This is a genomic window from Aeromicrobium sp. WCS2018Hpa-31, from assembly GCF_031843905.1.
Taxonomy (GTDB): domain Bacteria; phylum Actinomycetota; class Actinomycetes; order Propionibacteriales; family Nocardioidaceae; genus Aeromicrobium.
In genome coordinates, this window is the sequence record NZ_JAVTJF010000008.1 from 86,944 (window position 1) to 108,228 (window position 21,285).

The window sequence follows — 21,285 nt, forward strand, 5'->3', positions numbered from 1 at the left end:
CGGCGGCTGACGCCGTCGGGGGTGCCGGCGCGCCGTCTCCCGGGACGGTCGAGGGGACCGTGCTGGGAGTTGGCGTCGACCTGGTCCACGTGCCGTCGTTCGTCGACCAGCTCGACCTGCCCGGCACGCGCTTCGCGAGGGTGTTCACCCCGGGGGAGCGGCGCGACGCGGCCGAGCGCGCGGCGCAGGTCGGTCGTGGGCAGCACGGTGGTGGCGAGGGCCGCCACCTCGCGGCGCGCTGGGCGGCCAAGGAGGCCTTCGTGAAGGCCTGGTCGGCCTCGATCTTCGGCGAGCCGCCGGTCATGGGCGACGAGGTGCTGGGGCTCGTCGAGGTGGTGTGCGACGCGTGGGGCCGCCCCCGCCTGCGTCTGCACGGGGAGGTCGCGGAGCACCTGCCCGGTGTGGAGGCGCACGTGAGCCTCAGCCACGACGGTGACCACGCCCTCGCCTACGTCGTGCTGGCAGAGGGTGCGCGTCGCTAGGGTCGTCCCATGACCACCGAGGACCGTGGCGACCGTCGTTGGCCACGCAGCGTGTACGGCGTCGGCGACGAGCCCGATCCGCGCTTCTCGCTCGCGAACGAGCGCACGTTCCTCGCCTGGGTTCGCACCTCGTTGGCCCTGCTGGCCGGGGCGGTGGCCGTGCACGTGCTCGATCTCGAGCTGCCCGACCTCGTGGTGGCCCTGACGTCGACCGGGCTCGCGCTCGCCGGTGCGCTGTGCGCCACGCACGCCTGGCGGAGCTGGGCGCGCACCGAGCGCGCGATGCGCCAGGGTCGGCCGCTGCCCTCCAACGGGGTCGGGGTCCTGCTCGTCGGCGCGGTGGTCGTGGCCTGCGTCGTCCTGGTCGTGCTGGCGGTGCCCGGGTGAGTCCTCCGCCGGCGGTTCCGCAGGAGCGGACCTGGCTCGCCTGGCGGCGCACGGCCGCGTCGTGCGTGGTGCTGGGCCTGCTGGTGGCACGGGTCGCCTGGATCGAGGGGACGGCCGTGACCGTGGTCTCGGCCGTGCTGGTGCTCGCGATGGTCGGGTGGGTCGGCGCCCTGGTGCTCCGGGGTCGAGGAACGTCGTCGAGCGGCGGCGAGGTGTCGATCGAGCTCGTCGGCGACGGCCGGGTGCCGGCGAGCGTGGCCGCGCTGGCGCTCGCGGTCGCGGCGGTCGTCGTGCTGCTGGCCTGGTCCTGAGCCGCGCTCAGCGGGCGTCGGGCTCCGACGACAGCAGGTACGCGGCGAGCAGACGCTTGAGCTCGATGACCGCCTCGGCGTGGCTCTGGCCGTCGCGCACCGAGAAGTTGAGCATCGAGTAGCTGACGTGGAGGAGCACCTCGGCCATGATCCGGCGACGCTCGCGCGGGGTGCCGGGCGTCAGGGGGGCGAGGAAGCGGGCCACGGCGGCAGCGAGCTCGCGCTCGGTGACGGCAGCGGTCGCCCGGGTGGCCGGGGTCGACTGCACGGCGAGCCACACGGCCCGCCGCGACGGGTCGTCGGCCCACAGCCGGGCCACGTGGTCGATCATCCGGTCGAGGAAGCGCAACCAGTCCAGCGACGGGATCATCTCCGAGAAGCTGGTCAGCTCCTCGTGCACGGCCACGGCGTCCTGCCGGTCGAGCTCGCACACGATCACGTACTTGTTCGCGAAGTACTGGTAGAGGGTCCCGGTGGGGAGCCCGGCCCGCTGCGAGACCTCCTCGCAGGTGAACGACTCGAAGCCGACGTCGAGCAGGAGGTCGCGCGACGTGCGCAGCAGCAGCTCGAACTTCGCCCGGCTGCGGTCCTGCGTCGGGCGACGTCGGGGCTCGAGGATCTCCGCGGTCACGCGGCCCACCCTAGGGGACGGGCGCCGCCCGGCACGCCACTTCGGGGCTCGACCTACTGGTGGGTCACCTCACGGGGACGATGGACCGTCGCCGTTCCGCGAGGGGGTCAGGCGCGCAGGCCGGCCTGGATGAGCGGCTCGATCAGGTCGCCGATGCCGTCGAAGCCTGCGCCGAGCGTCTGTCCGTGCGCGTGCCGGTAGTGGATCCCCTCGAGGATCACGGCCAGCTTGAAGAACGCGAGCGCCAGGTGGAAGTCGATGTCGGAGACGTCGCGTCCGGACCGTTCGGCGTACCGGCGCAGCACCTCCTCGCGTGGGAGGTAGCCCGGCGCCTTCGCGGCGTCGGTGACCATGGCGGCACCCGGGCCGTCGGCCGCGCTCTCGGCGAGCTGCTGGTAGGCCAGCAGGATCGCGACGTCGGTGAGCGGGTCGCCCAGCGTGCTCATCTCCCAGTCGAGGACGGCCGTCAGACGGTCGCCGCCCTCGGGGCCGGTGTCGACGAGCACGTTGTCGAGGCGGTAGTCGCCGTGCACGATCGTGCCCTCGCTGGTCTGCGGGATCGACGAGTCGAGCCGGGCGATGAGGTCGTCCATGCCGGGCAGGTCGCGGCTGCGGGAGGCGTCGAGCTGCTTCTTCCAGCGACGCACCTGCCGCTCGAGGTAGCCGTCGGGGCGACCGAAGTCACCCAGGCCGACGTCGTCGGGGGAGACGGCGTGCAGGTCGGCGAGCACGTCGACCATGCGCCCGGTGATGGTGCGGGTTCGCTCCTCGCCGATCTCGACCAGCTGGGCGGCGCGGGCGAAGGGGGTGCCGACGACCCGTTCCATCACGTAGAACGGCGCGCCGATGACCGTGTCGTCCTGGCAGAGGCCGTAGGTCGCGGGGACCGGCACGGCGGTGCCCGCCAGCGCGTCGATGACCCGGTGCTCCCGCGTCATGTCGTGCGCCGTGGCGAGCACGTGCCCGAGGGGCGGGCGACGCACGACGACGTCGCGCTCACCGTCGGAGACGGCGTACGTCAGGTTCGACTTGCCGCCGGTGATGAGCGTCGCCTCGAGCGGTCCGGCGAGCAGGCCGGGGGCCTGGTCGTCGAGCCAGCGTCGGAGCGCGTCGAGGTCGAGCCCCTCGGGTCCGGTCACGTGCGATCAGTCCTTCGGTCCGCCGGCGACGTAGATGACCTGGCCCGAGACGAACCCGGCACCCTCGCTCACGAGGAACGACGCGGTGTGGGCGATGTCGTCGGGCTGGCCCACGCGCTGGACGGGGATCTGCTCGGCGCTGAACTTGATGAAGTCGTCGAACGGGACGCCGATGCGCTCGGCGGTGGCCGCGGTCATGTCGGTCTGGATGAAGCCGGGGGCGATCGCGTTGGCGGTGACGCCGAACTTGCCCAGCTCGATGGCGAGGGTCTTGGTGTAGCCCTGGAGGCCGGCCTTGGCGGCGGAGTAGTTGGCCTGGCCGCGGTTGCCGAGCGCCGAGGTGCTCGAGAGGTTCACGATGCGGCCGAACTTCGCCTCGACCATGTGCTTCTGGGCGGCCTTGACCGTGTTGAAGGAGCCGCGCAGGTGCACCGCCATGACGGCGTCCCAGTCCTCGACGGTCATCTTGAACAGCAGGTTGTCGCGGATGATGCCGGCGTTGTTGACGACCACCGTCGGTCCGCCGAGCTCGGCGGCGATGCGCTCGACCGCGGCGTCGACGGCGGCGGCGTCGGAGACGTCGGCGCCGACGGCGATGGCGGACCCGCCCGCGGCGGTGATGGCGTCGACGGTGCCGGCGCAGGCTCCCTCGTCGAGGTCGACGACGGCGACGGCGAGGCCGTCGGCGGCCAGGCGCTGGGCCACGGCGGCGCCGATGCCCTGGGCGGCTCCGGTGACGAGGGCGGTGCGGCGGTTCTCGCTCATGCAGATTCTCCTGAGGTAAGCGCTTGCTTAGGTCTGGGCTCACGGTAGCGCACGGGCGCAGTCGCGGCCAGACCCCTCGGCGCGCTCGCGACCGGCGGGGCGAGGTGGGTCACAAAGATGAGGGATTCCTCGGCTTTGCGGTACAGTTGAGGAAACCCTCACGTTTTCAGGAGATCGCATGACGCAGCTCGACGTGCCCACCGCCCTCGACGCGGGAGCCGACGCAGCAGTCGACAGCGGGCTGGACGCCGGCCGACCGCACCACCGTGACGTCCTCGCGCAGCGACGTCAGGAGCGGACCGCCCGCGTCGAGCCCCGTGGCCGACGCGTGAACACCGCGCGCGAACGCGCGCACCTCCTGGTCGACGAGGGCACGTTCGTGGAGATCTCGCCGTTGCGCACGGCGGGACCCTCCAGCGGCAGCGGTGTCGTCATCGGGTGGGGGCTCGTCGGCGGTCGACCCGTCGTCGTCGCGAGCCATGACGCGGCGGTCGCCTCCGGGGCCATCGGAGCGGTGTTCGCCGAGACGGTCCAGCGCGCCCAGCGCATCGCGATCGACCGTGGCCACCCGATCGTCTACATCAACGACTCCGGCGGAGCGCGGATCCACGACGGCATCCACGCCCTCCACGGCTGCGGCGGCATCTTCGCCAACAACGTCGAGGCCAGCCGCAAGATCCCGCAGATCTCCCTCATCCTCGGCCCCTGCGCCGGTGCCGCCGCCTACTCGCCGGCGCTCACCGACTGGACGATCATGGTCAAGGAGCAGGGCCAGATGTTCCTCACCGGTCCGGAGATCGTGCGGGCCGCGACGGGTGAGGACGCCACCGCCGACGAGATCGGTGGCTCCGGCATGCACACCCGGACCAGCGGTGTCGCCCACCTCGAGGTCGACGACGAGCAGGCCGCGCTCGACGCGGCCCGCGGCATCCTCTCGTTCCTGCCGTCGCACGTCGGCGGCCAGCAGGCCCTCGTCGAGCCGGTGCCCGCTCGGCCCGAGGCCGTCGCGCGCCTGCCGCACGTGGTGCCGGACAAGTCGAGCATCGTCTTCGACATGCACGAGGTCCTCGACGGCGTCCTCGACGACCGTCCCCGGCTCGAGCTCAGCCCGGAGCACGCCCCGAGCGTGCTCACCGTGCTGGCCCACCTCGACGGACGCCCGGTCGGCATCATCGCCAACCAGCCGAAGGCCCGTGGCGGCATCCTCGACGCGAAGGCGTCGGTCAAGGCGTCGCGCTTCGTCGACTTCTGCGCCCGCTACGGCCTGCCCGTCCTGACCTTCGTCGACGTCCCCGGCTTCCTGCCCGGCACGGTCGAGGAGGGTCGCGGCGTGATCACCCAGGGCGCCACGATGCTGCGCGCCTACGTCGAGGCGCAGTCGCCCGTGCTCACCGTGGTGGTGCGCAAGGCCTACGGCGGCGCCTACATCGCCATGGGCTCGCGGTCGCTCGGCGCCGACTTCACCTGGGCGTGGTCGGGCTCGGAGATCGCCGTCATGGGCCCCGGTGGCGCCGTGGCGCTGCTGCACCGTCGCGCCCTCAAGGACGCCGAGGACCCCGACGCCCTCCGCGACGAGCTCGCCGCCGAGTACCGCGAGAACGTCGCCCGGCCCTACCTCGCGGCCGAGGCCGGCATCCTCGACGACGTGATCGTCGCCGAGGAGACCCGCGACCGCATGGTCCAGGCGCTCGGCGTCCTGGCACCGCGCGCCCAGGGGGCTCAGGCGTGAGCGCCCCCGGCACGTCCGCCGCGAAGGCCGACATCGTCTCCAACGTCTGGAAGCTCGTCACCGAGGTGGGAGCCCAGGTGGTCGAGGGCGACGTGCTGGCGGTCCTGGAGTCCATGAAGATGGAGCTGCCGGTGCACGCGCCGGCCACCGGCACGGTCTCCGAGGTGCTCGTGACCGAGGGCCAGATCGTCCAGGAGGGCGACACCCTCGTCGTCATCGAGACGACCGACCAGGGCGTCCCCACCCCAGCCTGAGAGCACGGTCTGAGAGCATCGACGGGTGTCGAACCCGCTTCATGACCCGACCCGGCTCGAGCACGAGCTGCCCATGCGCTGGGCCGATCTCGACGAGCTGAGCCACGTCAACAACGTCGTGTACCTCGACTACGCCTCCGAGGCGCGCGCCGTGCACGTGGCCGCCGGTGAGCTGGCCGACCGCTCGGCCCGCTCGATCTCCGTGGAGTTCCTGCGCCCCCTGCTGCTCAGCCGCACGCCGCTGCGCGTGACGTCCACCGACGACGGCAGCCGGCTGGTGCAGGAGATCGCCCCCGCCACCAGCGCGTCGCCCTTCGCGCGGGTCACGTGGTCGGACGCCCCGGCGCCTGAGGGCGACGTGCCGGGCGGGGGAGAGGGCTACGACGTGGCGGTCCGGCGCAGCGACCTCGGGTCGGGCGACGTGGCCACGCCGATCGCGGTGTTCGAGTTCGCCCAGGAGGCGCGCATCGCCTCGGTGGCACGGGTGCGGGGCGCCGGTGGCGCCGGTGGCGCCGCACGCTTCGTGGTCGCCCAGGTCGACCTCACGCTCGGTGAGCCCTTCGGGTGGCAGCGCGAGCCCTACCCGGCCCGGACGGTCGTCACGCGGGTGGGCCGCTCGTCCTTCACGGTCACGACGCTCTTCGACGAGGGGCGGCGCGGACGGGCCGAGGCCGTGCTGGTCGGCTTCGACCTCCAGGCGCAGCGCTCACGCGTCCTCGACGACGACGAGCGCGCCGTGCTGACCGAGCAGCTCAGCCCTCGCTGACCGGTCCTGCGCCGCGTCGAACGGTGGGCGTGAGCCCGGGTGAGGCCTGGTCGGGGGAGGGCTCGTCGGCGGTGTTCAACATGAACGTCGCCGCGTGCTGCACGTAGGCCCAGAACTGGGCGTCCTGCTCGGGCGTGAGCTGCACGGCGTCGAGCCCGGCCCGGAAGTGGTGCAGCCACCGGTCGCGCGCGGCCATGGTGACGGCGAACGGGGCGTGTCGCATCCGTAGGCGCGGGTGTCCGCGGGTGTTGCTGTAGGTGGTGGGCCCGCCCCAGTACTGCTCGAGGAACAGCGTGAACCGCTCCGCCGCGGGGCCGAGGTCCTCCTCGGGGTACATCGGGCGCAGCAGCTCGTCGGTGGCCACGCCCGCGTAGAACACGTCGACGATGCGTTCGATCGTGGCGTGGCCGCCGATCTCGTCGTAGAACGAGCTCACTCGGTGGTCCTCTCGAACGGGACGGCCGCCGTGGACGGGATGCGGATGCCGGACTGGTCGAAGCGTCGCTTCACGCGCTGACGCAGGGTGCGGGCCACCAGCCACTGCTGCAGCGGCGCGGTCTTGAGCACGACGCGGACGACCACGCCGTCCTTGTCGAAGCGCTCGACGCCCCACACCTCGGGCTCCTCGATGATCACCCCGGCGAAGCGCTCCTCGTGGTACATCGCCTCCGCCTCCTCGGCCAGGATCGCCTGCACGACGTCGAGGTCGGAGTCGTAGGCGACGGTCACGTCGAGGACCGTGCGGGCCCAGTTCTGGCTCTGGTTGCCGACCCGCAGGATCTCGCCGTTGCGGACGTACCAGACGGTGCCGTTCACGTCGCGCAGCCGCGTGATGCGCAGGCCCACCGCCTCGACGATCCCGCTGGCCTCGCCGAGGTCGACGGAGTCGCCCACGCCGTACTGGTCCTCCAGGATCATCGAGACGCCGGCGAGGTAGTCCTTCACCAGCGTCTGGGCGCCGAAGCCGAGCGCGATGCCCACGATGCCGGCGCTGGTGAGCAGCGGCGCGATGGGGACGCCCACGACGTCGAGGATCATGACGAACGCGACACCGGCGATGACCAGGCCGACGATGGAGCCGAGCAGGTCTCCCATCGCCTGGGCCCGCTGCTTGCGCCGCTCGCCCGCGCCGGGGCGCATGTCCGACAGGATGGCGCCGGCGCGGGTGTTCGCGATCGCGCCGGGGACCTGCCCCTCACCGGTCTTCTTGACGATGCGACCGATGGCCCGGCGGGCGACCCAGCGCAGCAGCAGCGCCAGGGCGGTGATCGCGACGATGCGGGTCCCGCTGGTGGTGAGGGACTCCCACGTCCAGGACTGGGGAAGGTTCACGTCGAGGCCGAGCATGCCTCCAGCCTACGGGCGATACGATGGTGGCCATGAAGGCTCCCGCGCGCATCCTCGCCGTCGTCGTCTCCACGCTCGTGGTGCTCGGCACGACCTCTGCCACCGCCTGGGCCGACTCGCCGGCCTCCGAGGCCTGGCCTGCGGCCCCCGAGCGCAGCTGGCTCGAGTGGCTGCTGCTGTTCGGCGGCGGCACCGTCGGCCTGTTCGTGGTCGTGTCGCTCTTCGGTCTCCTCACGGCGCGCAACAACTACGTGCCCCCGGCGCCGTCCACCGACCTCGAGGTGGCTCCGGGCAACGAGGCCGCTCACCACTGAGCCCGGCCGGCTCGGTGATTCCCATCAGCTGATGGGAATCACGGACCCACCTGCGTTCTCACCCACTCCCCATGGCGTACGCCATGGGGAGTGTGGCGTTCCCATCAGCTGATGGGAATCGCGGAGCGGGGGCACCCGCTCCGACGCGTCGCGCAGATTCCCAGGTCGTCCTGGGAATCGCAGGGACGCACGGCTTGCTTCCCGTGCGCGGCTGAGTTCTCCGTGCGTGGTGGGAGATTCCCAGGTCGTCCTGGGAATCTCCCGGCCGCGGTCAGCGGGGGGCGCGGGCGCGCAGGGCGCGGGCGAGGTCGTCGCGACCCTCGCTCACGTAGCGCTTGGCCGCGGCCGAGGCCTCGGTGGAGCCGAGCCACGCGTCGACCGCGTCGAGGGTGGACGGCGCGGGGTTGGCGAGCGGGAACAGGTAGACCAGCGCCACCTGCCCGATCCAGACGCCCTTGTCCTCGATGACCGACTCGGCCATCTCGAGGTAGCGCTGCACGTAGGGCTCCAGCACGTCGCCCTGCCCCGAGACCTGGAACGCCGACGCCGTCTGGCGACGGGTCTCGTTGGGGGTCGACTCGTCGACCACCGCGGCCTGCCAGGCCGCCTCCTTGGCCTCGGCCGTGGGACGGATGGCGCGCGCGGCAGCGGCGCGCTCACGGCCGGAGATGGTGTTGTCGCGCTCCAGCTCGGCAGCGATGTCGGCCTCGTCGGCCGCGCCCAGGCGGGCGAGAGCGGTCACGAACGTCCAGCGCAGGTCGGTGTCGACGTCGAGCCCCGGCAGGCCGTCGTCCAGCAGGGCACGCACCTGCTCGGCCGACGTGGTCGCGGCGGCGTAGCCGCGCACGAACGCCAGCTGGTGGTCGCTGCCCGGCTCCGCCGCCTCGAGCAGGGCGCGCACCCCGGCCTCCCAGCGCTCGGCGAGCGGCGGTCGGTCCTCGTCGGAGGTGTACAGGTTGACCGCGGACTGGCCCTGGCGCAGCAGCGAGGCGACGGCCGTCAGGTCGGTCTCGGAGCCGACGCCGGCCAGCACGAGCGACACGAAGTCGGCCGACGGCAGCTCGGCGTCGCGCGTCATGTCCCACGCCGAGCCCCAGCAGAGGGCCCGTGGCAGCGACTCCGTGAAGGCCATGTCGTGCTCGACCAGCTGGCCGAACGACTGCTCGTCGAGGCGGATCTTGGCGTACGTGAGGTCGTCGTCGTTGAGGAGCACCAGGGCCGGCCGACGCAGGCCGACGAGCTCGGGGACCTCGGTGAGCTCGCCCCGCACGTCGGTCTCGATGCGCTCGGTGCGCACGAACCGGCCGTCGACGACGTCGTAGAGGCCGATGGCGATGCGGTGGCGGCGCAGCGTGGGGTACTCCTCGATCGCGGTCTGCTCGACGGCGAAGGAGGTGAACGTGCCGTCGTCGCCGGTCTCGAAGCGTGCGCGCAGCGTGTTGACGCCCGACGTCTGCAGCCATTCCGCCGCCCACGAGTCGAGCTCGCGGCCCGAGGCCTCCTGCAGCTCGACGAGGAGGTCCTGCAGCGTGGTGTTGCCGTAGGCGTGCTTGGTGAAGTACGAGCGCAGGCCGGCGAAGAAGTCGTCGACCCCCACCCAGGCCACGAGCTGCTTGAGGCTCGAGGCGCCCTTGGCGTAGGTGATGCCGTCGAAGTTGGCCTCGACCGCGTGCAGGTCGTAGTTGTCGGCGGCGATGGGGTGCGTCGACGGCAGCTGGTCCTGGCGGTAGGCCCAGTTCTTGCGGTTGTTGGTGAAGCCGGTCCACGCGTCGGTGAAGCGGGTGGCCTCGACCGACGAGTGGTGCGCGGCGAACTCGGCGAACGACTCGTTCAGCCACAGGTCGTCCCACCACTTCATGGTCACGAGGTCGCCGAACCACATGTGCGCCATCTCGTGCAGGATCGTGTTGGCCCGCTGCTCGTAGGCGGCGACGGTCTGCCGGCTGCGGAAGATCATCTCGTCGCGGAAGGTCACGCATCCCGCGTTCTCCATCGCGCCCATGTTGTACTCCGGCACGAAGAGCTGGTCGTACTTGCCGAAGGGGTACGCCATCTGGAACGCGTCCTCGAAGAACGCGAAGCCCTGCTTGGTGACGAGCAGGATGTCGTCGGCGTCGAGGTGCTCGACGAGGGACTGGCGGCACCAGACGCCCAGCGGGATCTCGCCGTACTCGCCGACGTAGACGTCCTCGACGCCGTGGTACTCACCGGCCACGAGGGCGGTGATGTAGGTCGACATGGTCTTGGTGGTCTCGAACACCCGGGTGCTGGCGCCGTCGGAGACCTCGATGGTCTCGGCGACGGGGGAGTTGGACACGACCGCCCAGTGCGACGGGGCCGTGACGCGGAAGTCGAAGGTGGCCTTGAGGTCGGGCTGCTCGAAGGTGGCGAAGACCCGGCGCGCGTCCGGGACCTCGAACTGGGTGTACAGGTACACGCGGTCGTCGACGGGGTCGACGAAGCGGTGCAGGCCCTCGCCGGAGTGGGAGTAGGCGCACGTGGCCTCGACGACCAGCTCGTTCTCGGCCTGCAGGTCGGGCAGCGGGATGCGGCTGTCGGCGTAGGTGGCCGGGTCGAGCGGGGTGCCGTTGAGCGTGATGGCGCCGATCTCGGCGCCGACCAGGTCGACGAAGGTCGACGAGCCCGGGACCGCGCCGAACCGCAGGGTCGTGGTGGAGCCGAAGCGCTCCTCGCCCGTGGTGAGGTCGAGCTCGACGACGTAGTGGTCGGTGGAGACGAGGCCTGCGCGCTCGGTCGCTTCTTCACGGGTCAAGTTGGTTCCGGGCATGCCGCCCACTCTATGCACCGCGGAGGACACCGTGGTGCGCGGTCGGCGGCCGACCGTCCGGGATCAGGCGAGGGTGGCGTCGGCGTACGTGAGTCCACCGGCCTGGTCCAGCCGCAGGTCCACGAAGCCGGCCTCCACGAGCCACCGTCGGACGTCGCCGCGCCGGACCCCGGGGCCGAGCACCCCGACCGCGCGACCGGCGAGGTGGACCGGGACGAACCGCAGGCCGGCGTCGGAGCAGAACACGCTGACGACGATGCGTCCGCCGGGCTTGAGCACCCGGGCCAGCTCGTGCACGGCGGCCTCCGGGTCGGGGAAGCAGTGCAGGCTCGTGAAGGCGAGCACGAGGTCGTAGGTGTCGTCCGCGTCCTCGAGGTCCTGCACGTCGGCCTCGCGGGTCCGCACGGCGAGCGGGCCCGCGTCGGGCAGGCCGAGGCGCTCGGCCTCGCGACGCGTGCGGTCGAGCATGGCGGGGGAGATGTCGGCGGCGACGTACTGCAGCGCCGCGTCCGGTGGGACGTCGCGCAGGGCCACGCCCCCGCCGCAGGGCACGTCGAGGACCGTGGACCCGGGCGGGAGGGCGGTCAGCTCGCGGCGGGCCCGCCGGTGCAGCTCGTCGATGCTCGAGCCGACACCCACGCGCCACAGGAGCGCACCGAGCCGCGGGTCACCGCTGACCTTGTCGTACACGACGGCCCACGGGTGGTCGGACCGCCAGGCCCCGCTCACGTCGCGCATGCTGGGACGATAAGGCCTCGGCCGCCGTCCTGGGGCAGGATGAGGGGGTGGATCTTCCCTTCGCGCGCTCCGAGCGCTCGTCCGTCGGGATCGAGTGGGAGCTCGCCCTCGTGGACGCCGACTCCGGCGACCTGCGCCAGGTCGCGCAGACGGTGCTCGACGCCGTCGCCCCCGAGGGAGGGGGCCAGCACCCGCTCATCCGCCAGGAGCTGCTCCTCAACACGGTCGAGGTGGTGTCCAGGCCGCGACGGACCGTGGCCGAGGCCGGTGCCGACCTGCAGGAGGCGATCGACGAGATCCGCACCGTGACCGACCCCCTCCGGGTCGAGCTGATGTGCGCCGGCACCCACCCGTTCGCCCGCTGGGACAACCAGAAGGTCACCGACCAGGAGCGCTACGCGACGCTCATCGACCGCACGCAGTGGTGGGGCCGCCAGATGCTGATCTACGGCGTGCACGTGCACGTGGGCATCGAGGACCGCGACAAGGTGCTGCCCATCAGCAACGCGATGCTCGCGTACTACGGACACCTGCAGGCACTCAGCGCGTCCTCGCCGTTCTGGGGCGGCAAGGCCACGGGGTACGCCTCCAACCGCGCCCTCATGTTCCAGCAGCTCCCGACGGCGGGGCTGCCGTTCCACTTCCAGGAGTGGTCCGAGCTGGAGCACTACGTGCAGGACCTGACCACGACCGGCGTGATCGACGTCTTCGACGAGATCCGGTGGGACCTGCGTCCGTCCCCGAAGTTCGGGACGCTCGAGGTCCGCGTGTGCGACGGCATCCCCACGATGAGCGAGCTGATGAGCGTCTCCGCGCTCACCCACTGCCTGGTCGAGCACTTCTCGAGCGAGCTCGACGCCGGTCACGAGCTCCCCGACCTGCCTCCCTGGTTCGCCCAGGAGAACAAGTGGAGGTCCGCGCGGTACGGCATGGACTCCTGGCTCATCCTCGACCAGCACGCCCACGAGGACCTCGTCACGGCCGACCTCGCCCGGCTGCTCGTCACGCTCGAGCCCGTCGCCGAGCGGCTCGGCTGCACCGACGAGCTGGCCGGCATCGACGACATCGTCCGGCGCGGGCCGTCGTACGAACGTCAGCGCAGGGTCGCCGCCGCGCACGACGGTCGCCTCGACGCGGTCGTCGCGTCGCTCGTGGAGGAGATGCGAGCCGGTCAGCCCGTGCCGCTCCACGCCCCCTGAGCCACGGCATCGGAGTACCGCTCCAGCACGAGGTCAACGAGCCGGGTGTCGACCGGACCGTCGTCGAGCAGCGGCCGGGCCACCACGTCGACGTCGGCGTGGGCGATGCGGTCGTGGAAGAAGCCCGGCGCCATGAGCAACGAGGAGACGACGACGCGTCGGTCGACCCCGTCGGCGCGTGCGTCGGCGACCACGTCGTCGAGCGGTCGTCCGGTGCCGCCCACGTAGCCGACCGGCACGATCTGGCCGATGGCGGCACTGAGGTCGCGGGCCACCTCCTCGAAGCAGGCCCGGGCGTCGTCGTCGCTCGAGCCGGCCGACGCCATGACGACGACGTCGTCGTCGCACGTCCCGGCCTCGAGGAGCCGCCGGACGAGCACGGTGACGACACGGCCGTCCGGGGCCAGGGTGGGAGCCGCCGAGGCGCCGGGAACGCTCGCCGCGCGGGCGATGTCCACCCGCGCGTGGAACCCCGGCGCGAGGAGCAGCGGCACGACCACGGCCGGCCGTCGCAGCCGCGCCATCACCGCGTCCGGGGACGGCTCCTGCACGTCGACGAACGCGTCGAGGACCTCCACGTGCGGCAGCCGCTGCCGGACCGCCTCGACGAGGGCGGCCACGGCCCTGCGGCCCTGGGGGCTCGACGTCCCGTGGGACGTGGCGACGAGCGCAGGTCTCATGTCTCCTCCTCGACCGCGAGGCGGTAGCCGCGCTTGACGACGGTGCGGATGGTCGACCGGCCGACCGCGTCGCGAAGCCGGGCCACGGCCATCTCGGCGGTGTGGGGGTCGCGCGAGTCCCCGGGCAGCACGTCGAGCAGCTGCTCGCGCGTGCAGACGCTGCCGGGCTTCTCGGCCAGGAGCCGCAGCACGGCGAGCCCGCTCGGCGAGACGGGCAGGATCGTGTGGTCCAGGGTGGCGGTCGTGGCGTGCAGGCGGAGCTGTCCGTCCGGCACCTCGATCGCGGCGGCGTCCTCACCGAGGTGCACGATCAGCTCACGGACGAGGGCGCCGAGGCGCGAGCGCTCCGGCACGAGCGGGCGGAAGCCGCGCGTCACCAGGGGCTCGGCCGTGACGGGTCCGACCGCGGCGAGCGTCAGCCGCCGCGCCGCGACCAGGTGCTGCAAGGCGTCGAGGCCGTCCTGCCGCTCGACCACCTCGAACCACGCCGAGGCGCCCGGCGCCGAGGTGAACACGACGGCGTCGAACCCGCCGCAGGTGGCGATGCGGACGGAGCGCTCGACGGCCTCGGGGTCGGGGGGTGGGCCCCACCGGTAGACGACGAGCGTGGTGGTGGTCGCGCCCGCGTCCTGCAACGCCCACTCGATGCCGTCGTCACCGGCCCCGTGGTGCTGCACCGCCACGTGAAGACCCGACACGCCCTCGGTGAGGAGCAGCGTGACGATCTCGGCGGACGTCTCGGACTCCGCGACCCAGTCCGGGGTGAGTCCCGCGGCCTGGAGGGCACCCCGGGCCTTCGGCCCCCGGGCCACGATGCGGGTCCGGCCCAGCGCCTCGACCAGGTCGTGCCCCACGCCGGAAGCCTCTGCGGTGTCCAGCCAGCCACGGAAGCCGATGCCGGTCGTGACGACCAGGACGTCCGGCGGGTCCGCGAGCAGTCGGCGGGTCTCGGCGAGCAGACCGGCCTCGTCGATGTGCGACTCCACCCCGAGCGACGACGCCGTCGTGACCTCGGCCCCGCGTCGTTGCAGGGCGCCGGCGAGCTCCTCGGCCCGGCGCTGGGCGGTGACGAGCACCGCGGTGCCGGCGAGGACGGGTCGAAGGACGTTCACGGTCACCCAGTCTGGTCGATCAGCACGTGCACGACGCCCTCGACGACCGAGACGGGCCAGGTGGCGATGGACACGTCGGGGTCGTCGAGGCACCGGCCGGTGCGCAGGTCGAAGGTCTGCTTGTGCAGGGGCGAGGCGACGGTGGCGGCCTCGCCCCGCGACCCGACGAGCCCACGGGCCATCACGTTCGCGCCGGTGAACGGGTCGCGGTGGGAGACCGCCAGCACCTCACCGGTGTCGGCGAGCAGGAAGAGCGCGACCTGGTGGCCGTCGACCAGCGCTGCGGCTCCGCGGTCGGGGTGCAGGTCGTCGACGCGGCACACGGCGTGGGCCGTCGTGGTCTGCGTCGGGACGAGGGACGTGGTCACAGTGGGCCTCCTGCGGTGCGGACGGGCAAGGTGTCGCCGGCGATGACGACGCCGCGCTCGGCCGGCGACGCGGGTCGCTTCTGGCCGCGCTCGGGCACGTAGGCCAGGTCGGGGTCGGCGACGTCGGGCGCGTTGACGAACGAGGCGAACTTGCGGAGCTTCTCCGGGTCCTCGAGCGTGGCCGCCCACTCGTCGCGGTAGCCCCCGACGTGGGCGTCCATGGCCGCGTCGAGGTCGGCGGCGATGCCGAGGGCGTCGTCCATCACGACGGCACGCACGGCGTCGAGGCCGCCCTCGACCGACTCGACCCAGGGCGCGGTGCGCTGGAGCCGGTCGGCCGTGCGCACGTAGTACATGAGGAACCGGTCGATGGCACGGACCAGCTGCTCGGTCGAGAGGTCCTCGGCGAAGAGCCGGGCGTGCCGGGGCGTGAACCCGCCGTTGCCGCCGACGTACATGTTCCAGCCCTGGTCGGTGGCGATCACGCCGACGTCCTTGCCGCGCGCCTCGGCGCACTCGCGCGCGCAGCCGGACACGCCGAGCTTGATCTTGTGGGGCGAGCGGAGCCCGCGGTACCGCAGCTCGAGGGCGATCGCGAGGCCGACGGAGTCCTGCACGCCGAAGCGGCACCACGTGGACCCGACGCACGACTTCACGGTGCGCAGCGACTTGCCGTAGGCGTGCCCGGACTCGAACCCGGCGTCGACCAGACGCGACCAGATGGCGGGCAGCTGCTCGATGCGCGCCCCGAACAGGTCGATCCGCTGGCCGCCGGTGATCTTGGTGTACAGGCCGAAGTCCTTCGCGACCTCGCCGATGACGATCAGTCCCTCGGGGGTCACCTCGCCGCCGGGGATGCGCGGGACCACCGAGTAGGTGCCGTCCTTCTGCATGTTGGCCATCACGTGGTCGTTCGTGTCCTGCAGCGCCGCACCCTCGCCGTCGAGGACGTGCTCCTGGTAGAGCGAGGCCAGGATCGAGGCCGCGACCGGCCGGCACACGTCGCAGCCGCGACCACGGCCGTGGCGGGCCACCAGCTCGCTGAAGGTACGGATCCCGCTGACGCGCACGACGTCGAACAGCTGCGCGCGGCTGAGGGAGAAGTGCTCGCAGAGGTCGTCGCTGACCTCCATCCCGGCCTCGGCCAGCTGGGCCTGGAGCAGCTGCTTGACCATCGGCACGCACGAGCCGCAGCTGGTGCCGGCCTTGGTGCAGGCCTTCACCCCGGCCAGGTCGGTGCAGCCCTGCTCGGTGACGGCGCAGCGCACGGCACCGGCCGTCACGTTGTTGCACGAGCACACGGTCGCCTCGTCGGGCAGCGCGCCGCCCGTGGGTCGCTCGGCGGACTCGGGCAGCAACCAGCCCGTGGGGTCGGTGCCGAGGGCGTGCCCCACGAGCGGCCGCAGGCTGCCGTAGGCCGAGGCGTCGCCCACCAGGACCCCGCCGAGCAGCGTGGACGCGTCGTCGCTGAGCACGAGCTTCTTGTAGAGGCCCTGGACGGGGTCGGCGTAGACGACCTCCAGGCTGCCGGGCGTCGCGCCGAACGCGTCGCCGAAGCTGGCCACGTCGACCCCGAGCAGCTTGAGCTTGGTGGACAGGTCGGCGTCGGTGAACGCGGCCTCCCCGCCGAGCAGCCGGTCGGCGACCACCTCGGCCATGGTGTAGCCGGGCCCGACGAGGCCCCACACACGGTCGGCGACGCAGGCGACCTCGCCGATCGCGAACACGGCGGGATCGCTGGTGCGGCAGCCGGCGTCGGCGAGCACACCACCGCGTGGGTGCACGTCGAGCCCGGCGCCCCGGGCGAGCTCGTCGCGGGGTCGCACGCCGGTGGCGAACACCACGACGTCGACGTCGAGCCGGTCGCCCGACGCGAACTCCATGCCGCGGACACGACCCTCGTCGTCGGCCTCCACGCGGGAGGTCGCGGTCGAGGTGCGCACGTGGACGCCGAGACCCTCGATCAGCCGGCGCAGCGCCTCGCCGCCACCGGGGTCGACCTGCACCGGCATGAGGCGGTCCGCGAACTCCACGACCGTGGTCTCGGCGCCGAGCGACGTGAGGGCGCCCGCGGCCTCGAGCCCCAGCAGGCCACCACCGACCACGGCGCCTCGCACCGGTCGCCGGAGCGCGGACGACCGCCCGTCGATCCACGTGCGCAGGGAGTCGAGGTCCTCGATCGTGCGGTAGACGAAGCAGCCGGCCAGGTCGGCTCCCTCGACCGGGGGGACCGCGGCGTACGACCCGGTCGCCAGCACCAGTGCGTCGTAGCGACGCCGTTCGCCACCGGCCACGACGGTCCGGGTCGCGGTGTCGACGGACTGCACCGGGGCGCCGGTGTGCAGGGTGACGCCCGGCGTGCTCCAGAGGGCCTGGTCCCCGAGCAGCAGGTCCTCGGGTCGCTCGAGGTCGAAGTAGCTGGTGAGCGCGACCCGGTCGTAGGGGGCGTGCGGCTCGTCGCCGAACACCTCCACGTCCCACGTGTCGGTGGCGCCCCGCTCGACGAGGGCCTCCACGAGACGACGGGCGACCATGCCCGCTCCGGCCACGACCAGGGTGCTGCGTTCCATGTCGTGGACGCTACGAACGACGTGTGTCGACGCACGACGTCCACGGTTACCGGGCTGCAACACCTGTCTCACGCTCCTGAGGTGCGGGGCGTGAGATCGCCGTCGGGGTGGGTGCCGGTGCGGGTCGCGCAGGAGGGTCGACCTCCTGCAGCCAGTCGACCAGGCCGCACACGAGGCTGCGGCATCCTCCGCACCCGGTCGTGGCGCGTGTGGCCGCGACGACCTCGTCGAGGGTGCAGCAGCCGTCGTCCCACGACGAGACGACGTCGGCCTTGGTCACGCCGTTGCACCGGCACACCGTCGTGCTCGACGGCATCGCCGTGGGGGAGCCCGCCTGCTCCTCCGGTGCGCCCACGAGCAGCTGCAGCGGGTCGGGCGGGGCGATGCCCGGGCGATCGAGCTGCACGGAGAGTCGAGCGGCGAGGTCGGGCGCGCCCACGCACGTCATGCCGACGAGCGTGCCCTGGCGCACGACCACCTCCACGAACCGTCGCGCACCGCCGTCGTCGAGTGCCACCACGCGGTCGGTGGGCCGGGCCGTCGAGGCCCGCACGCCGGCCGTGACCACGTCCAGGCCCACGGCCTTGAGCCGCATCGCCGCCCCGGTCACCGCCAGCATCGGCACAGGCGTCGACCTCACGAGGTGGGCCGCCAGGGCGTCGGCCTGGGCCCAGCCGGGAGCAACCAGGCCGCTGACGCCGTCCGCCGTCTCGGCGCAGTCGCCGATCGCGCTGACGTTCGGGTCGCTCGTGCGCAGGTCCTCGTCCACGACGATGCCGTGGCGGACCGTGAGGCCGGCCTGCGCCGCGAGCTCGGTGCGGGGGACGGACCCGGTGGCCAGCACCAGCAGGTCGGTGCCGACGTGGGTGCCGTCGCCGAGGACGGCCGCGGCCACGTGCCCGTCCTGCACCTCGATGCCGCGGATCCCGGCCCGCGGCACGAGCCGCACCCCGAGGTCGGCGAGCGTGCGCCCGGCCACCTGCGCGACGTGCTCGTCGAGGTCGCGGTCGAGGATGCCGTCGCGGGAGGCGAGCACCGTCACCTCGAGGCCGCGACGGCGCAGGCCGCAGGCCACCTCGGTCCCGATGGCGCCGGCTCCCACCACGCAGGCGCGGTCGGCGTTCAGGGCACCCGCGACGACGGCGCGGGCGTCGTCGATGCTCCGCAGCACGTGCACGCCGGGGACTGGCGGCCCGTCGGTGGTGTCCAGGCCCGGCAGGGGGAGCGTGCGCGCCCGTGCGCCGGTGGCCAGCACGAGGTGGTCCCACGCCAGCGTGGTGCCGTCGTCGAGGGCGAGGCGTCGAGCGGCGCGGTCGAGACCGACCGCGCGCACGCCCCGCAGCGCCTCGACGCCGGGAGTGGCCGGGAGGGTGAGGGCGGCCAGGTCGGTCCGACCCGCCACCAGCTCCGACAGCAGCACGCGGTTGTACGGCTCGTAGGGCTCCTCGCCGACGAGGACCACGTCGGCGTCCGGGCGCAGGCGTACCGCCTCGGAGGCGAACCGGTGGCCCACCATCCCGGCCCCCACCACGACGATCCTCATGACTCGACCTCCAGCAGCGTGGCGGGTGCGTCGGTCGGTCGGCGGACGCCCGCTCCCGGCTCGACCCGTTCGACGGTCACGGCGCAGACCTTGAACTCCGGCATCCCCGAGACCGGGTCGGTGGCGTCGTTGGTGACGGCGTTCACGAGTCCGTCGCCGGAGAAGTGGAAGGGCGCGAAGACGGTGTCGGGGCGGATGTCGCGGGTCAGGCGTGCCGGGGCGACCATCGAGCCACGGGTCGAGGTCACCCGGACCAGCTCCGCGGCGTCCACGCCGAGCCGCGCCGCCAGCGCCGGGTGCATCTCGACGTGGGCCTCGCCGGCGGCCTCGCGCAGCGCCGGGACCCGCCGGGTCTGGGCCCCGGACTGGTAGTGCTGCAGCAGGCGACCGGTGACCAGGTGGATGGGTGCGTCCTCGCGGACGGCGTCGTCGGGTCCGTCGGACGAGACCGGCACCATCGTGGCCCGTCCCGAGGCCGTGGGGAAGCGCTCGGTGAACAGGCGAGGGGTCCCGGGGTGCGTCGGATCGGGGCACGGCCAGTACAGGGCCTCGCCCGTGTCCAGCCGGTCGTGGGTGATGCCCGCGTAGTCGGCCCGTCCGCCGGCACTGGCACGGGCGAGCTCGTCGAAGACCTCCCGGGACTCGGTGGACCACGTGCCGGGGGCGTCGAGCCGCCGGGCCAGCTCGGCCCAGATCCAGAGCTCGTCGCGGACCTGGGGCGGTGCCGTGACCGCGCGTCGGCGCCGCAGCACGCGACCCTCGAGGCTCGTCATCGTCCCCTCCTCCTCGGCCCACTGCGTGACCGGCAGGACGTAGTCGGCCATCAGTGCCGTCTCGGAGGGCACCACGTCGCACACGACGAGCAGGTCGAGCGAGGCGAGCCGCTCGCGCACGGCACCGGCGCGGGGAGCGCTCACCACCAGGTTGCTCCCGTGCACGAAGAGTCCGCGCGGACCGTCCGCGGTGCCCAGCCGGGCCAGCAGCTCGACGGCGGGGACCCCCGACCGGGGGATGGCGTCGGGGTCGACACCCCACACCCCCGCGACGTGGGCCCGGGCGGCGGGGTCCTCGATCGACCGGTAGCCGGGGAGCTGGTCCGCCTTCTGCCCGTGCTCGCGGCCACCCTGCCCGTTGCCCTGGCCGGTGAGGGCGCCGTAGCCACCACGCTCGGCGCCGGGCAGCCCGAGGGCCAGTGCCAGGGAGATCGCGGCCGACACCGTCGCGGTGCCGTCGGTGTGCTGCTCCGCCCCGCGGCCGGTGAGCACGAAGGCGCCCCGTCCGCCACGGTGCGGGGAGGCGTCGGCCAGCCGCCGGGCGACGGCGCGGAGCTGCGGCTCCGGGACGCCGGTCACGGAGGCCACGCGCTCGGGCCACCAGGAGGCCACGGAACGGCGGACCTCCTCCACCCCGTCCACGCGTTCGTGCAGGTAGGCGGTGTCGGCCAGGCCCTCACCGAGGACGACGTGCAGCAGGCCGAGCAGGAGCACCAGGTCGGTGCCGGGAACGAGCTGCAGATGGGTCCCCGCGCCGTCGTCGCACAGGCGAGCCGTGGCGGACCGCCGCGGGTCGACGACGACCAGCCCGCCCTGCTCCCGAGCGCCGGCGAGGTGCTGGACGGCCGGTGGCATGGTGTCGGCGAGGTTGCTGCCGAGCAGCAGCACGGCGTCGGCGTCCCGAAGGTCGGTGAGCGGGAACGGTAGGCCGCGGTCGACGCCCAGCGACCGGTTGGCCGCCGCCGCGGCGGACGACATGCAGAACCGCCCGTTGTAGTCGACCATCCGTGTGCGGAGCGCCAGCCGTGCGAACTTGCCGAGCTGGTACGCCTTCTCGTTGGTGAGACCGCCCCCGCCGAACACCGCGAGCGCATCGGGTCCGTGCTGCTCGGCGAGGCTGAGTGAACGGTCGGCGATGTCGTCGAGCGCCTCCTCCCAGCTCACCGGTCGAAGCCCCCGGGGCGTGCGCCGCAGCGGCTCCACCAGCCGGTCAGGGGTGCGCAGCAGCTCCGCCGACGTCCACCCCTTCTGGCACATGCCGCCGCGGTTCGTCGGGAAGTCGCGGGGCTCGGCGGCCAGAGGGTGGCCGCCGAGCCGCTGCGCGCACTGCAGGGCGCAGTAGGGGCAGTGCGTGTCGGTGTCGGTGATGGGGCTGGGGCTGTCGTGCAC

The 21,285-nt window shown here is 73.0% G+C and carries 21 protein-coding genes; 8 read left to right on the forward strand and 13 right to left on the reverse strand.

Annotated elements, in window-relative coordinates:
• Nucleotides 1–59 precede the first annotated feature (59 nt).
• From RQG84_RS11910 to RQG84_RS11920, 3 genes are read left to right on the forward strand one after another with little or no spacing between them, the layout of a single operon-like run.
• Nucleotides 60–482 carry a holo-ACP synthase gene (locus RQG84_RS11910; RefSeq protein ID WP_311210204.1) on the forward strand — a complete coding sequence of 141 codons (423 nt, stop codon included), beginning with the start codon at nt 60–62 and terminating at the stop codon, nt 480–482.
• A 9-nt stretch (nt 483–491) separates the two neighbouring features.
• Nucleotides 492–869, forward strand: coding sequence for a DUF202 domain-containing protein (locus RQG84_RS11915; RefSeq protein ID WP_311210205.1), 378 nt, complete (start codon nt 492–494; stop codon nt 867–869).
• Entirely contained in the window at nt 866–1,180 is a 315-nt protein-coding gene (locus RQG84_RS11920) for a DUF202 domain-containing protein (RefSeq protein WP_311210206.1), read from the forward strand. Before RQG84_RS11915 ends, RQG84_RS11920 begins: the two co-directional genes overlap by 4 nt.
• 7 nt (nt 1,181–1,187) lie before the next feature.
• Here RQG84_RS11920 and RQG84_RS11925 read toward each other — a convergent pair whose 3' ends face one another.
• From RQG84_RS11925 to RQG84_RS11935, 3 genes are all read right to left on the reverse strand, one after another.
• Nucleotides 1,188–1,811, reverse strand: a complete 624-nt coding sequence (locus RQG84_RS11925; RefSeq protein WP_056553075.1) for a TetR/AcrR family transcriptional regulator — start codon at nt 1,809–1,811, stop codon at nt 1,188–1,190.
• Nucleotides 1,812–1,918: 107 nt separating this feature from the next.
• A complete protein-coding gene (locus tag RQG84_RS11930) occupies nt 1,919–2,950 on the reverse strand; it encodes a phosphotransferase family protein (RefSeq protein WP_055964921.1) in 1,032 nt (343 codons plus the stop codon).
• A 6-nt stretch (nt 2,951–2,956) separates the two neighbouring features.
• The gene (locus tag RQG84_RS11935) at nt 2,957–3,715 is read right to left on the reverse strand and encodes an SDR family oxidoreductase (protein WP_311210207.1); all 759 of its coding nucleotides are present in this window, start codon (nt 3,713–3,715) and stop codon (nt 2,957–2,959) included.
• Between the two features lie 178 nt (nt 3,716–3,893).
• On the opposite strand from RQG84_RS11935, the gene RQG84_RS11940 reads away from it, so the two are divergent.
• From RQG84_RS11940 to RQG84_RS11950, 3 genes are read left to right on the forward strand one after another with little or no spacing between them, the layout of a single operon-like run.
• Nucleotides 3,894–5,444: an acyl-CoA carboxylase subunit beta gene (locus RQG84_RS11940; RefSeq protein ID WP_311210208.1), complete on the forward strand. Its 1,551-nt coding sequence runs from the start codon at nt 3,894–3,896 to the stop codon at nt 5,442–5,444.
• The gene (locus RQG84_RS11945) at nt 5,441–5,698 is read left to right on the forward strand and encodes a biotin/lipoyl-binding carrier protein (protein WP_257728427.1); all 258 of its coding nucleotides are present in this window, start codon (nt 5,441–5,443) and stop codon (nt 5,696–5,698) included. The genes RQG84_RS11940 and RQG84_RS11945 overlap by 4 nt, the downstream gene beginning before the upstream one ends.
• Before the next feature lie 25 nt (nt 5,699–5,723).
• On the forward strand, nt 5,724–6,464 hold the full coding sequence (locus tag RQG84_RS11950; protein ID WP_311210209.1) for an acyl-ACP thioesterase domain-containing protein: 741 nt from the start codon (nt 5,724–5,726) through the stop codon (nt 6,462–6,464).
• Here the strand turns inward: RQG84_RS11950 and RQG84_RS11955 are convergent.
• Nucleotides 6,451–6,900: a globin gene (locus tag RQG84_RS11955; RefSeq protein ID WP_311210210.1), complete on the reverse strand. Its 450-nt coding sequence runs from the start codon at nt 6,898–6,900 to the stop codon at nt 6,451–6,453. The genes RQG84_RS11950 and RQG84_RS11955 overlap by 14 nt on opposite strands.
• Entirely contained in the window at nt 6,897–7,811 is a 915-nt protein-coding gene (locus RQG84_RS11960) for a mechanosensitive ion channel family protein (RefSeq protein WP_311210211.1), read from the reverse strand. The genes RQG84_RS11955 and RQG84_RS11960 overlap by 4 nt, the downstream gene beginning before the upstream one ends.
• Before the next feature lie 32 nt (nt 7,812–7,843).
• On the opposite strand from RQG84_RS11960, the gene RQG84_RS11965 reads away from it, so the two are divergent.
• Nucleotides 7,844–8,125: a hypothetical protein gene (locus RQG84_RS11965; protein WP_311210212.1), complete on the forward strand. Its 282-nt coding sequence runs from the start codon at nt 7,844–7,846 to the stop codon at nt 8,123–8,125.
• 271 nt (nt 8,126–8,396) lie between these two features.
• Here RQG84_RS11965 and pepN read toward each other — a convergent pair whose 3' ends face one another.
• Both pepN and RQG84_RS11975 read right to left on the reverse strand, forming a co-directional pair.
• Nucleotides 8,397–10,913, reverse strand: a complete 2,517-nt coding sequence (gene pepN, locus RQG84_RS11970; RefSeq protein ID WP_311210213.1) for an aminopeptidase N — start codon at nt 10,911–10,913, stop codon at nt 8,397–8,399.
• A gap of 63 nt (nt 10,914–10,976) precedes the next feature.
• The gene (locus tag RQG84_RS11975; protein ID WP_311210214.1) at nt 10,977–11,651 is read right to left on the reverse strand and encodes a methyltransferase domain-containing protein; all 675 of its coding nucleotides are present in this window, start codon (nt 11,649–11,651) and stop codon (nt 10,977–10,979) included.
• A 47-nt stretch (nt 11,652–11,698) separates the two neighbouring features.
• Between RQG84_RS11975 and RQG84_RS11980 the strand changes: the two genes are divergently transcribed.
• Nucleotides 11,699–12,850 carry a glutamate--cysteine ligase gene (locus RQG84_RS11980; RefSeq protein ID WP_311210215.1) on the forward strand — a complete coding sequence of 384 codons (1,152 nt, stop codon included), beginning with the start codon at nt 11,699–11,701 and terminating at the stop codon, nt 12,848–12,850.
• Here RQG84_RS11980 and RQG84_RS11985 read toward each other — a convergent pair.
• The 6 genes from RQG84_RS11985 to RQG84_RS12010 are packed head-to-tail and all read right to left on the reverse strand — an operon-like array spanning nt 12,823 to nt 21,285.
• Complete coding sequence (locus RQG84_RS11985; protein WP_311210216.1) at nt 12,823–13,530, reverse strand: sirohydrochlorin chelatase; 708 nt, start codon at nt 13,528–13,530, stop codon at nt 12,823–12,825. The genes RQG84_RS11980 and RQG84_RS11985 overlap by 28 nt on opposite strands.
• Entirely contained in the window at nt 13,527–14,642 is a 1,116-nt protein-coding gene (locus tag RQG84_RS11990; protein ID WP_311210217.1) for a uroporphyrinogen-III synthase, read from the reverse strand. The genes RQG84_RS11985 and RQG84_RS11990 overlap by 4 nt, the downstream gene beginning before the upstream one ends.
• A 2-nt stretch (nt 14,643–14,644) precedes the next feature.
• A complete protein-coding gene (nirD, locus tag RQG84_RS11995) occupies nt 14,645–15,010 on the reverse strand; it encodes a nitrite reductase small subunit NirD (RefSeq protein WP_055964946.1) in 366 nt (121 codons plus the stop codon).
• Nucleotides 15,007–17,580 (reverse strand): nitrite reductase large subunit NirB, encoded by a 2,574-nt coding sequence (gene nirB, locus RQG84_RS12000; RefSeq protein ID WP_311210218.1) that lies wholly within the window; start codon nt 17,578–17,580, stop codon nt 15,007–15,009. The genes nirD and nirB overlap by 4 nt, the downstream gene beginning before the upstream one ends.
• Before the next feature lie 46 nt (nt 17,581–17,626).
• Nucleotides 17,627–19,123 carry an FAD-dependent oxidoreductase gene (locus tag RQG84_RS12005; protein ID WP_311210219.1) on the reverse strand — a complete coding sequence of 499 codons (1,497 nt, stop codon included), beginning with the start codon at nt 19,121–19,123 and terminating at the stop codon, nt 17,627–17,629.
• Nucleotides 19,120–21,285, reverse strand: coding sequence for a molybdopterin-dependent oxidoreductase (locus tag RQG84_RS12010; RefSeq protein WP_311210220.1), 2,166 nt, complete (start codon nt 21,283–21,285; stop codon nt 19,120–19,122). The genes RQG84_RS12005 and RQG84_RS12010 overlap by 4 nt, the downstream gene beginning before the upstream one ends.

Coding starts and splice junctions, on each gene's coding strand:
- RQG84_RS11915 (WP_311210205.1), top strand. CDS start 492: ATGACCACCGAGGACCGTGGCGACCGTCGTTGGCCACGCAGCGTGTAC.
- RQG84_RS11935 (WP_311210207.1), bottom strand. CDS start 3,715: ATGAGCGAGAACCGCCGCACCGCCCTCGTCACCGGAGCCGCCCAGGGC.
- RQG84_RS11940 (WP_311210208.1), top strand. CDS start 3,894: ATGACGCAGCTCGACGTGCCCACCGCCCTCGACGCGGGAGCCGACGCA.
- RQG84_RS11960 (WP_311210211.1), bottom strand. CDS start 7,811: ATGCTCGGCCTCGACGTGAACCTTCCCCAGTCCTGGACGTGGGAGTCC.
- RQG84_RS11965 (WP_311210212.1), top strand. CDS start 7,844: ATGAAGGCTCCCGCGCGCATCCTCGCCGTCGTCGTCTCCACGCTCGTG.
- pepN (WP_311210213.1), bottom strand. CDS start 10,913: ATGCCCGGAACCAACTTGACCCGTGAAGAAGCGACCGAGCGCGCAGGC.
- RQG84_RS11975 (WP_311210214.1), bottom strand. CDS start 11,651: ATGCGCGACGTGAGCGGGGCCTGGCGGTCCGACCACCCGTGGGCCGTC.
- RQG84_RS11985 (WP_311210216.1), bottom strand. CDS start 13,530: ATGAGACCTGCGCTCGTCGCCACGTCCCACGGGACGTCGAGCCCCCAG.
- nirB (WP_311210218.1), bottom strand. CDS start 17,580: ATGGAACGCAGCACCCTGGTCGTGGCCGGAGCGGGCATGGTCGCCCGT.
- RQG84_RS12005 (WP_311210219.1), bottom strand. CDS start 19,123: ATGAGGATCGTCGTGGTGGGGGCCGGGATGGTGGGCCACCGGTTCGCC.